At 46.9% G+C, this 15,213-nt stretch carries 14 protein-coding genes; 6 read left to right on the forward strand and 8 right to left on the reverse strand.

What is annotated here, in order from left to right:
• Positions 1-11: 11 nt before the first annotated feature.
• Entirely contained in the window at positions 12-797 is a 786-nt protein-coding gene (locus tag NDI35_RS14915) for a PspA/IM30 family protein (protein ID WP_006635936.1), read from the reverse strand.
• A gap of 70 nt (positions 798-867) precedes the next feature.
• On the opposite strand from NDI35_RS14915, the gene NDI35_RS14920 reads away from it, so the two are divergent.
• Positions 868-1,044, forward strand: a complete 177-nt coding sequence (locus NDI35_RS14920; protein WP_333069845.1) for a hypothetical protein — start codon at positions 868-870, stop codon at positions 1,042-1,044.
• 54 nt (positions 1,045-1,098) lie between these two features.
• On the opposite strand, the gene NDI35_RS14925 is transcribed toward NDI35_RS14920, so the two are convergent.
• Positions 1,099-1,803 (reverse strand): PspA/IM30 family protein, encoded by a 705-nt coding sequence (locus NDI35_RS14925; protein WP_333085036.1) that lies wholly within the window; start codon positions 1,801-1,803, stop codon positions 1,099-1,101.
• A gap of 144 nt (positions 1,804-1,947) precedes the next feature.
• Complete coding sequence (locus tag NDI35_RS14930; protein WP_445313418.1) at positions 1,948-3,168, reverse strand: SPOR domain-containing protein; 1,221 nt, start codon at positions 3,166-3,168, stop codon at positions 1,948-1,950.
• A 499-nt stretch (positions 3,169-3,667) separates the two neighbouring features.
• Here NDI35_RS14930 and NDI35_RS14935 point away from each other — a divergent pair, with 499 nt between their 5' ends.
• Positions 3,668-3,958, forward strand: a complete 291-nt coding sequence (locus NDI35_RS14935) for a hypothetical protein (RefSeq protein WP_445313419.1) — start codon at positions 3,668-3,670, stop codon at positions 3,956-3,958.
• Between the two features lie 230 nt (positions 3,959-4,188).
• Here the strand turns inward: NDI35_RS14935 and menB are convergent, their stop codons facing one another.
• Together menB and NDI35_RS14945 are read right to left on the reverse strand one after the other, a co-directional pair.
• A complete protein-coding gene (menB, locus tag NDI35_RS14940; RefSeq protein ID WP_445313420.1) occupies positions 4,189-5,022 on the reverse strand; it encodes a 1,4-dihydroxy-2-naphthoyl-CoA synthase in 834 nt (277 codons plus the stop codon).
• A 307-nt stretch (positions 5,023-5,329) separates the two neighbouring features.
• On the reverse strand, positions 5,330-5,926 hold the full coding sequence (locus NDI35_RS14945) for a TerB family tellurite resistance protein (RefSeq protein ID WP_445313421.1): 597 nt from the start codon (positions 5,924-5,926) through the stop codon (positions 5,330-5,332).
• Between the two features lie 75 nt (positions 5,927-6,001).
• Here NDI35_RS14945 and tadA point away from each other — a divergent pair, with 75 nt between their 5' ends.
• The 3 genes from tadA (at position 6,002) to NDI35_RS14960 (ending at position 8,070) form a co-directional block, all read left to right on the forward strand.
• Positions 6,002-6,502, forward strand: a complete 501-nt coding sequence (gene tadA, locus NDI35_RS14950; protein ID WP_445313422.1) for a tRNA adenosine(34) deaminase TadA — start codon at positions 6,002-6,004, stop codon at positions 6,500-6,502.
• Positions 6,503-6,785: 283 nt separating this feature from the next.
• Positions 6,786-7,514 (forward strand): lysophospholipid acyltransferase family protein, encoded by a 729-nt coding sequence (locus NDI35_RS14955; RefSeq protein WP_445313423.1) that lies wholly within the window; start codon positions 6,786-6,788, stop codon positions 7,512-7,514.
• A 187-nt stretch (positions 7,515-7,701) separates the two neighbouring features.
• On the forward strand, positions 7,702-8,070 hold the full coding sequence (locus NDI35_RS14960) for a hypothetical protein (RefSeq protein ID WP_445313424.1): 369 nt from the start codon (positions 7,702-7,704) through the stop codon (positions 8,068-8,070).
• 181 nt (positions 8,071-8,251) lie between these two features.
• On the opposite strand, the gene NDI35_RS14965 is transcribed toward NDI35_RS14960, so the two are convergent.
• From NDI35_RS14965 to NDI35_RS14975, 3 genes are all read right to left on the reverse strand, one after another.
• Positions 8,252-9,016 (reverse strand): ABC transporter ATP-binding protein, encoded by a 765-nt coding sequence (locus tag NDI35_RS14965; RefSeq protein WP_333085043.1) that lies wholly within the window; start codon positions 9,014-9,016, stop codon positions 8,252-8,254.
• 324 nt (positions 9,017-9,340) lie between these two features.
• Positions 9,341-10,042: a Uma2 family endonuclease gene (locus NDI35_RS14970; RefSeq protein ID WP_445313425.1), complete on the reverse strand. Its 702-nt coding sequence runs from the start codon at positions 10,040-10,042 to the stop codon at positions 9,341-9,343.
• Positions 10,043-10,124: 82 nt separating this feature from the next.
• Positions 10,125-13,313, reverse strand: coding sequence for an NACHT domain-containing protein (locus tag NDI35_RS14975; protein WP_445313426.1), 3,189 nt, complete (start codon positions 13,311-13,313; stop codon positions 10,125-10,127).
• 521 nt (positions 13,314-13,834) lie between these two features.
• Here NDI35_RS14975 and gor point away from each other — a divergent pair.
• Positions 13,835-15,178 carry a glutathione-disulfide reductase gene (gene gor / locus NDI35_RS14980; RefSeq protein WP_445313427.1) on the forward strand — a complete coding sequence of 448 codons (1,344 nt, stop codon included), beginning with the start codon at positions 13,835-13,837 and terminating at the stop codon, positions 15,176-15,178.
• The last annotated feature ends 35 nt before the right edge of the window (positions 15,179-15,213 follow it).

Genomic DNA, 15,213 nt, shown 5'->3' on the forward strand with positions numbered 1-15,213 from the left:
GATAGAGATTACTACATTTTATTGAGCTGCGATCGCAATTCTTCCAACTCAGCGTCAATCACCGGGCTCGACTCCGAGCTACTAGCTGCTGCAGTTTTACCCGCTGCCGGCAATTGACCTTGAGACACAGAACCCCCGGTCAGTTGAGCTTTCATCTGAGCCAACTCGTCGTCAACATCACCGCCGCTTTCGAGCAAGCGGAACTGTTCCTCTAAATTGCTGCCGCCGGCCGCCAATTCTGCCGAAGCCCCCGCGCGAGCTTCAATCTGCAAAACTTTTTCTTCCATGCGATCGAAAGCTGCCATTGAACTGCCAGTATTCAAGGTGCCAATGGTATTGTTGAGCTGTTCCTGAGCTTTAGCAGCGGATATTCTCGCTTTGAGCATATCCTTCTTAGTCTTAGCTTCGGAAATTTTGCTCTCCAAACCGATCAAGTTGCGCTTGAGACTTTCCACCTGAGCCGATTGCTGATCCAGACTGGCTTTCAGCGTAGCCGCCGTTTCAGCGTGAGACTTTTTGCGAACTAGCGCTTCCCGGGCCAAAGTCTCGTCTCCTTTTTGCAGGGCTAGCTGAGCGCGCTGCTGCCACTGGTTAGACTGAGATTCAGCTTGATTGTACTGAGTCTGGGTGCGCTTTTGAGTAGCGATCGCGCTGGCAACGGCCTGACGCAACTGCACCAAGTCTTCCTGCATATCCGTAACAGACTGTTCTAAAATCTTTTCCGGGTCTTCAGCTTTATTGACCAGATCGTTAAGATTGGCTTTGACGACTCGGCTAATGCGGTCAAATAATCCCATAATGCTATTTTTCCTGGGTGAGGTGTACGAAGTAGGCGGAAAGCAGGCTTGATAGCCCTAGCCCGCAGTTGTGAAATTCACTCTTGTCAGATTTTTAGTGCGATTTAGTTTTTGGCAATTTTTGCAGACAGATAAATCCAGTTTAAAGCGATCGAGTAATGTGATGCAGGCAAGCTTATTCATGCACCTATCTATTGAGTTTAACGTCGATCCGGGAATTCCCCAACAGGCTTCGAGCCATCTCTAGCTAGGCTGTTGAGAAGTTTTTGCTCGTCCCGACTCTTGTTCTGTTGCCTGGGGTTCAGGATGCGGGTGGCTCGCTCGACGGCAATTTGGGTGTATTGTTGCCCGGAAGCATTTGTGCTTTCATTGCCGCCAACTCGGTATCCACATCGTCGGCACCTTCGAGAGAGAGAAACTTCTTTTCTAAATCATTAGTTCCGAGTTCTGCGATTGCTTCGGAGCGAGCTTCTAGCTGCATGACTTTCTCTTCCATCCGTTCAAACGCGCTCAAAGCGCTGCCGGTACTGAGATTTCCCATCATTTCTTGCAGCCTTTCCGACGATGCGGCCGATCGAGCTCGGGCAATGTACATATCTTTTTTAGATTTTGCCTCGGAAATTTTACTTTCGAGCGTCCGCATATTTTCTTTAAGTTTAGTGACAACAGCCGATTGCTGATCCAGACTGGCTTTCATCGCCGTTGCCGTTTCTTGATAAGATTTCTTGCGTGTCAGAGCTTCCCGCGCCAAATTTTCCTCGCCTTTTTGCAAAGCTAGCTGCGCCCGCTGATGCCATTCTGCTGCTGTAGACTCAGCTTGGGAGCACTGGCGTTCAGTGCGTTTTTGAGCTGCAATCGCTCCTGCCACAGCTTGTCTGAGCTGCACTAAATCTTCCTGCATATCCATTACAGCCTGTTCCAGAATTTTTTCTGGGTCTTCTGCAGCCCCGACCAAACTGTTAATATTGGCTCGAATCACTCGCCATAGGCGATCGAATAATCCCATTTTGCCCGTCTCCCGATTTTATTAAATTTTAGATTTAGGACTGGGAATTGACAATTACAAAACCAATTTTGTGTTAGACAAAACATTCCTCATTGTCTAGCTTTGTCTAACAATTTAGTTAAAGTTTTTCACCCTTTACCTAATTTATGGCTGATAGTATTGTGGCTTCACCCCTTTTTCTTGGAGTTCTTTCGCCAAACGTTCTGCTGAGGCAGGATCGTTCAAAGCCCCCATTTGGATCTTGACACCCTTTGAGAAGTTCCGCACGTAGGCATCGGGAACTGCTGTTCTGGCTTGCTGCAGCGATTTTTCGCCTGTGTAATCGGTGACAACGTAATAAAAACCGTCGGCGGCCCGTGCAGGCCTTCCCAGCGGGGATGCGGCGGCTGGCGATGCGGCCGCTGGGGATACTGTCGCCGGCGATGTGGCTGCAGGCTGGGCTGGGGAAGGTGTTGGAGGCAGTGTCGGCAGTGACGGCACAGGCTGCGCGGCGCTGGGGCTGGGAGTGGGAAGCAAAGCCGTACTCAAATTGTTGAGTCCTTGTTCCCTGCCTCTGGGCGGGTTGCCGTCTTCTGTAGGAATCGGCACAGCCCCGCTAGGGCCCGGAGGCGCTGGCGGAGTTGGTGGGATTGATGCTTTTGGTGACGGGGAAGGAATCGGGCTGACTGTCGGCTGGACATTGCTGAGAGTGCTCAAATCTAGCTCGACAAATTCTTTGGATACCAGATTTGGAGCTTTCGGTAGTTCCTTGGTGCTGGTATCCGAGGTGGAAGTAGAGGCGGGACTGTCGGGAGAGGGTGAGGTGCGGAGCAAACGGTTCAGGCCGGCCATCTTAACTAGATTTGACGGGTACATGACTGCGTAGCCCAAAGCTGTGCACGACAGCAAAAACAGCAGCATCGAACTCAGTCCCAACGGAGTTAACAAACTGGCGGCTAAACTCCGTTCTACAGTAGGCTCAGCTTTTGACTCGTCCAAACTTTCGATCAGTTTTTCGCTTGATTCGAGATACTTGTTGGGTGCCAAGGCACTGCTAGATAATTTTGTGCCACCCCTGGTAGTTGCTAGCGGGGCATCGCCCTGAGTGCCGGCAAGGGATAGCGGCAGCGATAGGGGCTGCTGGGTTTCCTCCGCAGGAGACTGCGCCAAATTTTGGGCTAGCTGTTGCTCGGTTGTGGCTGTTTGCTTGCCGGTACGAACTGAGGGCGACACCCACTGTTCGGCGCGCCGCCTGTGCCTTCTGTATGTTGTCAGTTCTGCTTCTAGGTTTACATCTAGACTCCCCAGGACTGCTTGCAAAGCAGGCTTGATTGGGGTTGAAGAGGATTGATGATTTGGGGATTCAACCGAAGAACGCTTACTCATTAGCAAAACTCCTACCGCCTCTGAATTAATTTTAATGTTTTGATTGTAGAGATAAACAAGAAGCTTGAAAACTTGCCTATTTTATGATTAGCTACTTTTGGCGTCAATGCAACAGGGGCCCGATCGCCTGCGGTTATCTTTTCATTTTCATTTTAAGACTTAATTGTTGGTATGTCCCGGAGGCAGCTTACCGAAACTTTCAGCAGCTTTTTGTATCCTGAGCTACCCCTTATTTGTAACCTCTCATACTGGTTGCACATTTGTACTTTTTCTTGATCCCTGACGGCTTTATAAAGTTTTAACCTTTGTTTTCACCTATACAATGAGCAACGACAGAGCTAATTGTTTCTATATATAACGAGATTATAAATAAATTATAAAATTAAATTATGCTCCGGGGATCGCTACAAGCCAGACAGAATAAAGGCTGGGAGGCTCTAAGGCAGGCTAGCTCTGCAAGCGAGAATTAGAGATGAAAATGATTTCCCTAAGAACTTTTATGCAAACCTCCTTAACTTCAGCTTGTGGTCACTGCCGTCACTATACCCCTGAGGGCAGACGCGGGGGTGTTTGCGCTTTACTAGGCGGACCGGTTCAAAGTCACTGGAAAGCTTGTGCTTTAGCGGTTTCGCCTTTTAGGTCATCTTGGGAAAACATAGAAGAAATTGGACTGTGGCCAGAATCGACTCTGATGCTGCAGGATGCCACCGTCACTCTTTCCGAGCGCAATGCCTGCCAGCTTACAGGCACAACGTTAACCGAAAAATCGGCAGCACCAGTCTCGGTTTAGTTAGTCGGCAGCAGGATAGGTCATACCATTTTCGATTTTCGATTTTCGATTGGGGAATCACTGATCATTATCATGGTTTGGAGCTGACAAAGCAGTTTCATTCTTTTTGGGAACTGGTATCAATACTGACACTTTTGGACGATCGGGTGCATTTGGCTTTACTAACTCATAAAAATCAGCAGCATCTACTTTAATATGAGCGCATAAAAAAAACTGATTTTTCTATCCCGCTATGGCAGCCAAGGATATTGACTAAAATCAGGTTGCCGTTTTTCCAAAAAGGCTTGTTTGCCTTCGGCGCCTTCCTGCGTCATATAGTACAGCAAAGTGGCATTTCCCGCCAGTTCTTGCAAACCGGCTTGACCGTCGCAGTCGGCATTAAAAGCGGATTTCAAGCAGCGAATCGCGATCGGACTTTTTTCGAGAATTTCCGCAGCCCACTGAATCCCTTCTAGTTCTAGTTGTTCGACGGGCACGACGCAGTTGACTAAACCCATTTCTAGGGCTTGCTGCGCGCTGTACTGCCGACACAAAAACCAAATTTCTCTGGCTTTTTTCTGGCCGACAACTCTGGCGAGATAGCTAGCTCCGAAACCACCGTCGAAACTGCCGACTTTGGGGCCGGTCTGTCCGAAAATAGCATTGTCAGCAGCGATCGTCAAGTCGCAAATTAAGTGCAGAACGTGACCGCCTCCAATTGCGTAGCCTGCAACTAAAGCAATTACAACTTTGGGCATCGATCGAATCAACTTCTGCAAATCCAGCACGTTCAACCGGGGTATGCCACCTTCGTCTACATATCCCGCCGTACCCCGCACGCTTTGGTCGCCGCCGGCGCAAAAGGCGTATTTGCCGTCTGTATGAGGTCCCGCACCGGTAAACAGGACAACGCCGATTTTTGTGTCTTCGCGGGCATCAGTAAAGGCATCGCACAGTTCCAGCACGGTTTTGGGACGGAAAGCGTTCCGTTTGTGAGGTCGATTGATGGTAATTTTGGCGGTGCCGCCGCTTTTGTGATAGAGAATGTCTTCGTAGGTTTTGGCGGTTTGCCATTCAATTTGCATAATCAATCAATTTGAGATTTGAGATTGAGCTGAGTCAATCAAGGCAGCGACAAGTCGCTTTTAGATTTTAGAGGCATTCGGTTCAATGGGATACAAGGGTCGATCGACTCTTGCAAAAAAAAATAAAGCGGGACTTAGGGAGAAACCAGGTTTTTCAACAACATACGCCGTGCAGCGCTCTGGGTAGGGGTTAAACAACCCGGTTTTTGAGGGTAAGAGCGCCCAATTCCCATGTCAAATGGACACAGCGTCAAATCCTCGAACTTCTCTGACTACTTTTACTGTCCCAAAATTTATATGCGCTGGATTATTTGCGGAGTAAAATACTCAGCAAGTGCTTTGCTGCTTTGCCAAATACCGGATCGCGGGACTCGAATTCGCTGGGATCGAGTAAAGCTTGAACTTCGGCAAAAGCTTCTGAGTCGAGGGTTCCTTCTTTAGTAAATAAAGTGTCTAGGACTGCAATGTGTCTGGAGTCGAGACCGAGCCGATTTGCGATCGACTGTAAGTACATTTGCTCCCGCATATCGATGTGTCCGTCGGCCGCTGACATTTCGTAGCCGGAACCGATGAGCAACAGTTTTTCAGATTCTGAGAACAAAGCTGTCAGGGTTAGCAATTCCGTGGGGTTGAAGTAAACCTGCTGTTTGGATACTCCTTTGACAAGGCGCTGAATTAGTTCTACCCGATCGCGGTCGCCGCTGGCAAAGGCTTTGAGAGTCTTTTGCAGCCGTTCTTCTTCTTCAACTGCGATCGTCCTGTCAATAATCATCACTCCGCGCAGGATGCAAATCAGAGCAGTCAGAAACACTACCAAAGGAGTGATATCTTGTTCGCGCAGCTTTTGCCGGCTAATGCGGCACAACAGCTCAACAATTTCAGTGGTAATCGTAGTGGTGTCCATAATTAAAGACTCTCGATTAAGCTGTAATGTAACTTTATTTATCGATCTTAAGTTTTTCTGTTACTTAGGTATGACGTGAATTGTAAAGCTGAGCCGTTGTTTATTAGTGAGACTACTTATTTTATTCACAAACGCTGGATGGCTAGGGCTGTGGAACTGGCACAAGCAGCCGGTGATGCCGGTGAAGTACCCGTGGGTGCTGCAATTGTTGACGGTACTGGCAAATTGATTGCCGAAGCGCAAAATCGGCGAGAGCGAGACTGCGATCCGACTGCTCACGCTGAAATCTTGGCTTTGCGGGCTGCCGGCCAAGTTTTGCAAGACTGGCATCTTAACCAATGCACGCTCTACGTAACGCTGGAACCTTGCCCGATGTGCGCTGGTGCGATCGTCCAAGCTCGAATTCGTCTGCTGGTATACGGAGCAGATGACCCGAAAACTGGCACAATTCGGACTGCTGCTAATATTCCCGATAGCGCGCATTCGTGTCACCGCTTAGAGGTGCTCGGCGGTATTATGGAGTCTGTTTGCCGCGATCAGTTGCTTTCTTGGTTTGAAGCGCGCCGGAAAAATTAACAGGTAAAATTTTTTACTTTCTTCGGGGCGAGGTTTAATCAAAATTGACCCTTTAGCTGGAATAATAGATCCGTAATTGCCCGCTCAAGCTTTCGAGGCGGCCGACTGCTCTGCATTAGTGCTGTCCGGTTGGCTGAGGTTTTACCTGTTAGAGATTATCTCTTGCGGGCGCGATCGCTCGATCGGCACAAGGCCAATAGCAAAACTGTCCCGATCTAAAAACTAAAGATTTGGCCAAGACCTTACTTTAGACTTTAGATCTCGATAAAGCAGCTTAATTGCTATGCCCCACACCGCCACGATCGCCGTTGAGTCCAGTAAATCATCTCTAGTGAAGCCAATGCCTGCCAAGGTAGCATCTAATACCTCTCGCGTTTCTCCTTGGTTAACCTCCTTGCTCTATCCGCTAGGTCACTATGTTGTCCTACCGTTTCATTTTGGCAAGATTGAGATAACCGGACAGGAGCACTTGCCCAAAGACGGGCCTGTCATCTTAGCCCCTACGCACCGCTCCCGGTGGGATGCCCTGATGATGCCCTATTCAACGGGACAGAAGGTGACTGGACGCGATTTGCGGTTTATGGTAACTGCTGATGAGGTCAAAGGACTGCAAGGTTGGTTCATCAGACATTTGGGGGGGTTTGCTGTGGATCTCAAGCATCCGGCAATTGGCAGTCTCCGTTATGGGGTGGAACTACTCCTCGACAAGGAAATGTTGGTGATTTTTCCCGAAGGCGGCATTTTTCAGGATGGCGAAGTTCATCCGATTAAGCCGGGATTGGCGCGTTTGGCAATTCAAGCAGAGTTGAGCAAACCGGGTTTGGGGGTAAAAATTGTACCGATGAGTATCCGCTATCGCCCGCGCATTCCTCAATGGGGTGCTCAGGTAAAAATTGCGATCGGTTCTCCGATTTCCGTGGCGGATTATGCCAATGGTGGCGGTGGTAAAAAAGAAGCACGATTGTTGACAGCCGATCTCGAAATGGCTCTTAAAAAGCTTGATGAAAGTTGAGAAGAAGGAAGAAGGAAGAAGGAAGAAGGAAGAAGGAAGAAGGAAGTTCGGCAACGGATTCTATAACGGATGTAACGGATGTCAGGAAGAAGGAAGAAGGAATTATGATATAATGTTTAGTGGTGCTGTCGAGAGATAGAGCACTTATTTCGCTGCTTTGTTATGTCTGTATTAAGTGTGAGCATTAATGGATTGTGCTTTGAACTTTAAGCCTGGTCAAATTGTCAGTTTAGAATGTGGAGATGCGTGCCTGCATTCCGAGGTAATCCAAGTGGTTGAGGCACGTCAAGTTTGTTGGGTGCGCCCTTTGATGTTAGTTGTATCGGTGTCGGCGAAGGATTCACCGGCAGAATACACTTTATCCGATTTGCGGGATGGTGCTGATTTGCTTTGGCCGCTGAGCTTGTTTCGCGCGGCTTTAGATACTGAGGTAATTTCACTGTTGACTGAGTTGCACTCTCTGGACTCTGAGAAAAAGGATGGTGCGATCGCATCTCGGCAACTTAGAGATTTTGTCGATCGAGTTTGGGAAGCTTTTCCGAGTGCTTTTCATTAAGCAGATATTGGGTGTTTTGTCTATTAGTCCGCCAGGGGTTGAAAACCCCTGTCTAATAGCTAAAGTCCTCTTGCATAGGACTGATACCCTCTTGATTCTTCAGTCCGCGCAGGCGGACTTCGTTTGTCTAGAAGCGATTTCAATCGCCCAATTTTCTTTTCGCTTTTCGCCGACTCTTATACTAAAATACAGCGTGTGAAAGCTCTTCGGGGTTGAGATTATTGTGGATAACTTTACCGTCGCGGAACCAGACAACGCGGCGAGTTTGACGCGCTACTTCGGGTTCGTGCGTTACCATAACAACAGTCATGCCATTTTCATTGAATTCTGTAAAAATATCCATTACTTCTTGAGTAGTTTTTGTATCCAATGCACCTGTAGGTTCGTCAGCCAGCAACAACACGGGACGGTTGACAATAGCCCTGGCGATCGCAACCCGCTGCTGCTGTCCTCCTGATAGTTGATTCGGTCTGTTTTGCAGGCGACTTTCCAGGCCTACTTTTGTTAAAGCATCTACTCCCCGTTCGCGTCTTTCTGCTGCAGGAATGCCGGCATAAACCATCGGTAACATGACATTTTCTAAGGCTGTCAATTGAGGCAACAGGTGAAATTGTTGGAAGACAAAACCTAATTTTAAATTGCGAATTCCGGCTAATTCTCCTTCGGGCATTTGGGCGACATCTACGCCGTCTAAGTAGTAACTGCCGCTCGTAGGTCGATCGAGACAGCCGATAATATTCATAGCTGTAGATTTGCCGGAACCCGATGCGCCCATAATCGAGCAATATTCTCCTTGTCTTACGGTCAAGCTGACGCCGTTTAAGGCGCGAACTTCCAGGTCGCCAATCCCGTAAACTTTTGTTACCTCTTCCAGACCCACAACAACGGGCTTTGAGAGGACTTGCGGGTCGAGGTCTTGGTATGTATCGGTTTGTAGTTCAGGCATTTTTTTTTCTGTGCGATCGACACAACTAACTACTAAGTTAACACTTCTTATCGGTTTTGGCGGCTGGAAGGGCGATCGTTTGGACGCTAATTTCAGTATCAGGCGTCATTGCAAATGCAGCGGATTGGAGTCAACCAATCTCGAAGAATGGAGATTGCTTGGCGACTTTAAACAAGTCGGACAAGTTGTAATTATGGGACTTACACAAGGGTGGTGAGAAACCGGGTTTTTTCACGAAAATCATTCCCTACAGCGCGCATAAACCATAAAAAACCCGGTTTCTGTGGTCTTGATGCGTAAGCCCTAAATTAAACAATTTGTCGCTTAAATGCTTTCAGGATCGATGTTCAATTCGCGCAGTTTTGCTGCCAAACGTTCGGCCCTTTGAGCTTCTTGTTCAGCCCTTTGAGCTTCTTGTTCGGCCCTTTGAGCTTCCTGTTCGGCACGCTGGCGGTTTAATTCCCCCTGTTCCTCCAATTCCGCATAGGAAAGAAACCTTTGTCCATCGGGTCGATATATTTCTAATCCAGCTTCGCCCAACTCAAATCGTACTCCCAATCTCGGACTTACCCAGCCCTCAATCGGCTCAATTAATTCTAAGTTTCCTTCAATTCTTTGCCAACCGCTCAAATCGTTGTTTTCGGGATCGTAAAGGTAATATTCATCGACTCCATAGCGATTGTAAAATGAAAGTTTTTTGTACATTTTGGTTTGTCTGTCGTTGTGAGAGCGAATCTCAAACGCAACTTGGGGAGCAATATTATCTTCGTTAAATTGCAGGTAGGAACGTCGATCGCCCTTTGGTCTGCCAAATATTACCATAACATCCGGTGCTTGAGAAATATCTGGTCTACCTTCAACTGGATACCACAGTAAATCGGCTGCTACAAACACGTTTGGGTCGTTTTTAAACAGCGATTCGCAACCTTCTTTGATTTTGACAATTAATTTGTATTGAATTGTGCTATCTGCCATTGGTTGACCGTCGCTGCATGGATAAATAATTTCTTCGGTCGTGACTTGCATAGTGGTTGTCTCCGAGAACTATTTGATATTAATTCAACTATTTTTGAACTAGCATAATTTGTGAATACTTTTTTTGTTTAGATTACAGATTCTCTAATTCGGTCAACTTTTCCAATGAAAACAGGGAGAGTTGTGCACCTGGAGGATCATCTGATTGAGCGCATTCTCTGAGGATATGTAATGTTTCGGGGTCATCTTTCCACCCCCGTACTAATTCTTGGAATGCTGCACGTCGCACATCCGAATTATGGTCAGATTGAGCGCATTCTTTGAGGATAGGTAATGTTTCCGGGTCATCTTTCCACCCCCGTACTAATTCTTGGAATGCTGCACGTCGCACATCCGAATTATGGTCAGATTGAGCGCGTTGTTTGAGGATAGGTAATGTTTCCGGGTCATCTTTCCACCCCCGTGCTAATTCTAGGACTGCTGCACGTCGCACAACCGAATCATGGTCTGATTGAGCCAGTTGTTTGAGCCAAGGTAAGGTTTTGGGGTCATCTTTCCACCCCCGTGCTAATTCTAGGACTGCTGCACGTCGCACAACCGAATTATGGCCTGATTGAGCCAATTGTTTGAGCCAAGGTAAGGTTTTGGGGTCATCTTTCCACCCCCGGGCTAATTCTAGGACTGCTGAAGAGCGCACATCCCAATTATCGTCAGATTGAGCGCGTTGTTTGAGGATAGGTAAGGTTTCGGGGTCATCTTTCCACCCCCGTGCTAATTCTTGGACTGCTGCACGTCGCACATCCCATTTATGGTCAGATTGAGCGCGTTGTTTGAGCCAAGGTAAGGTTTCGGGGTCATCTTTCCACCCCCGTACTAATTCTTGGAATGCTGCACGTCGCACAGCCGAATTATGGTCAGATTGAGCGCATTGTTTGAGCCAAGGTAAGGTTTCGGGGTCATCTTTCCACCCCCGTGCTAATTCTTGGACTGCTGCATATCCCACATCCCAATTATGGTCTGATTGAGTGCGTTGTTTGAGCCAAGGTAAGGTTTCCGGGTCATCTTTCCAAGTAAAGGCGATCGCACTTACTGCTTGAGTGCGAATTTCCTTCACTAGACGTGCCTTGTCTCCATCGCGCTTATAATGGTACTTGAAGTTGTACTTGGTTAACTCTTTTAAGCGTTCAAGCAATTGACTCTCCACCGAAGCAATCTCTTTTCTATCCCTCACCTCATTCACACACTTCGCCGCCAAAAACAGATTGCTGAACTTTTGAGCTACCCCATGCTGTTCAATCAAAAACTCAATCAATTTCCCTGTAAAATTTCCAGCAATCAATCCCGCAATCAAGCACAAAACTTCCTGCCAAGATTCATCATCCCAGTGCTTGCCAAAAACTTCTGTTTTCAACTCATCTAAACAAAGTTGGCGCGTTTTTTCAAATCGATATACAACCTCCGACGCACAGAAATATTCCAAAAAACTTCGATGGACAAATCCGTAACTATCCGCACCCAAATAACATAAAATAAAGTTGCGAGTTCGCAGTTGGTTAATTATCAACTTTGCCCGCTCTTTCGGTCGATCGAAATCTTTATTCTTCAGATATGCTGTCAGGATCTCCTCCAAATCTTCCGCACTAATAATATTGCCAGCCAACCCTTCAGGTGCTGCTTGCATTTTGTAAGCGACTCGCCGCAGCATTTCTTGCTTATCTTTAGCATGAATCGTTTTCGGATCGAGCCTGCTATCCTCTACTAAAGACCTTTCCACATCCCATTGATACAGCAATACCCGCGAAGCTTGATTGTAAAGTTCCGCCCTGTCTCTCGGCAATTCTTGTCCGCGATTTAAAATCGCCATAATCGTCAACAATAAGGGATTACCCGCTAAATCTCGAATCGTTGATGAATACGCTAATGCTCTTTTCATGCGATCGCGAATTCGCACTTTTCCCACAGCATCAGTAAAAGTTAATTCGTGCCAGCGGCGAAGAAAATCCTGAATTTGTTCCGCGTTCAAATCTTGGAGAATAAAGTGATAAAACCCTGCATCTTGCAACCGTTGAGGTTTGTAACCAATAATCCGAGACGTGACAATCACTCGCACGCGCGGATACTCATTAGTAAACCGATGAATCGCCGTAATTACATCTTCTCGTTTCCCCGGATCGAAAATTTCATCTAACCCGTCGAACATCACCACAGCGTCGCCTGTTTTAAGCTGTTCCTGCAATTGATGCTGATTCAAGTGACAAATTGAACCCGGACTTTGATGGAAAAATTCCAGGAAGTTCTTGCAATCTCCTGATTCCACGCTGCGAATGTAAGTCCGCAATTCTATTAGCAGCGGAATCGGCAGAGATGTCACGCTATTTAAGGGCGAGCGCGCCCAGTTTAATGCTAAATATTGTAACAGAGTAGACTTGCCAGAACCCGGATCGCCTAAAATCACAATGTAGGGATACTTTTGCTTGTCATTGATAACATCTAGCACGGATACGATGGGCTGAGAAAAATAACCGCGCCGATATTTCTCTAAGTTTTCTAGATCGATCGCCTCTAATTGATTGCTGTCTTGCAGCCGCCGTTGATGTTCTTTAGGAATTTCGTAAGCTTGGGGCAGAAATGATTCGTAAATTGATCGCACATCTTGGAAAATAAAGATTTCCCAAACCTTCAGCTTTTCGCGATAATCGTAGGTATTGGGATCGACGCTGCTTAAATTGAGATTGCTGTAACGCTCGCACAGAGCTTCTTGATATTGCCTCAAGTCAAATTCGGGGATAATCCCGGCCGTTTCTTGAGTATTTTTCTGAATGCTATCCAGATTTTGAGCATTCAAGATATCGCGCAAGTCTTTTGAGTCAAAGAGAATTTCTTGAACTTCTGCGAGATACTGATTGGCGATGGTTTGCCACTTAAATCTTAGCGGCAAAGAAGTTAAATTTAGTTGAGTCCAGGTTTGTTCGAGAAGTTTTGCATCGAGAGATTTGCGATCGCTCTCAAAAGCCTTGCCCACAATTTCCTTAACAGACTTGTTATTGATAAACTGTTTAACATCTTTAATATACAGCTTTCTTTGCTCTGGGGAAAGTCCGCCAATTTTCAACTGCTGTTCCACCAACTCCAAAAACTTTTTGATCGCTTTGCCCGCTGCGACTTTTCGTGGGTCTTTTTCGCTAAATATGACGTTTTTCACGGAATAAAAAACATCTTTAGCAAACTCCTTCGCGCCATCTACTGCCAACTCTTCTAAGATGGGTTTGACGAGAATGCCGACTCCTTGCGTCACTCCCCAGAGTACCAGCCAATCAATCATACAGCTAGCCCTAGAATAAATTTATGTTTATAATATAGCAATTATCAAGGATTTATGAAATTATCAAAAACTGTAGGGTAATCTCCCGTGAGTGGCCCGATAGGTTAGGGTAGTATCAGTTTTCTGTCGCGGCGCTGCGATTAGCCCCGATCACCCCTGCTTCTTGCCCTCTACTGACCCTTGAAAATTGGGAAGAGCATCAAAGTTGCGCTTTTTTAGAGGGATTTACAGGAGTTCGACTCGGCTATAACGAGCGATCGACAATTAGGTCTTTCCTTCTTGGTAGCGCTCTCAAAAGAGTAAAATTTTTATATTTTTTTGTCGTTCGCTTGTGTTATACTCTAATAATGGGAGTGTGAGCAATTTTATATAAACGCACAGATTCCTATTATTTAATAATACCTGGTCCAGGGCAAAAAGTAAAGTAGTTGACCCCAAAAAAAACAAAAAATTTTTGAGATATCATTAAGAAAAGTAAAGCGTAAAATTGGTAAGTTGGCGATAAAAAGGTACAGACAATTATGACATACGACTACGACTTGTTTGTGATAGGTGCGGGTTCCGGCGGATTGGCGAGTTCCAAGCGAGCAGCATCCTACGGCGCAAAAGTGGCGATCGCCGAAAATGACTTAGTAGGCGGAACCTGCGTAATTCGCGGCTGTGTCCCCAAAAAACTCATGGTGTACGCCTCAACATTTTCCCACCTTTACGAAGATGCGGTGGGCTACGGTTGGAGTCCAGTAGAAAGCAGCTTTGATTGGGAAAAACTCGTCACCACGGTAGACGCAGAAGTGCGGCGGCTGAGCAAATTGCACATCAGCTTCCTCGAAAAAGCCGGAGTCGAATTAATCTCAGGATACGCCAAATTTGTTGACCCCCACACCGTCGAAGTTGGCGACAAAAAATTTACCGCAGCTAAAATCTTAATAGCAGTCGGCGGAGAAGCTCGAAGAGTGCCAATTCCCGGCATCGAACACGCGATAACCTCCCGCGAAATCTTCCTGCAAAAAGAGCAGCCAAAACGGTTAGCCATTTGGGGAGGAGGCTACATCGGCGTCGAATTTGCTTGCATTATGAACGGGTTGGGAAGCAAAGTAACTCAAATCATCCGCAGCGAGTTAATTTTGAACGAGTTCGACACAGAAATTCGCACCAACGTGCAAGAAGGAATGATCAAGCACGGAATAGACATTTTGACAGAAAGCTCGATCAACCACATAGAGAAAACCCCAGAAGGCTTACAATTAACTTTGTCGGGAAAATCCGAAGGAACGATCATAGTAGACGCGCTGTTGTGCGCTACCGGGCGCTTGCCGAATTTGGAAAAATTGGCTTTAGAAAATGCGGGAGTAGAAATCGATAACTGTGCGATCGCTGTTACCAAAGACAGCCGCACCAGCCAGCCCCACATTTTTGCTGTCGGAGATTGCACCAACCGCATCAATTTAACGCCAATTGCGATCGCCGAAGGACGCGCTTTTGCAGATACTGAATTTGGCCACAATCCCAGAGCAATCAATTACGAAAATGTCCCGTCAGCGGTATTTTCCCAGCCGGAAGCGGGTACAGTTGGCTTAACAGAAAGCCAAGCTAGGGCTAAATTTGGCGATTCAATTAAGTGCTACACAGCCAAGTTTCGGCCGATGTTTCACGCCTTGACAGGTGCAGATGAGAAAACTTTTGTCAAGTTAATCGTTGAGACTAATACTGACAGAGTTTTGGGCGTGCACATGGTTGGGAAAGACGCGGGCGAGATTATTCAAGGAATGGCGATCGCGGTTAATATGGGAGCTACGAAGAAAGACTTCGACGCGACTATTGGCATTCACCCATCGACTGCTGAAGAGTTTGTGACTCTGCGGTAAAGCCGGGGAAGCAGCCAGGGGTTTAAACCCCTGGC

It is taken from the genome of Microcoleus vaginatus FACHB-2002 (genome assembly GCF_040004035.1).
GTDB lineage: Bacteria > Cyanobacteriota > Cyanobacteriia > Cyanobacteriales > Microcoleaceae > Microcoleus > Microcoleus vaginatus_C.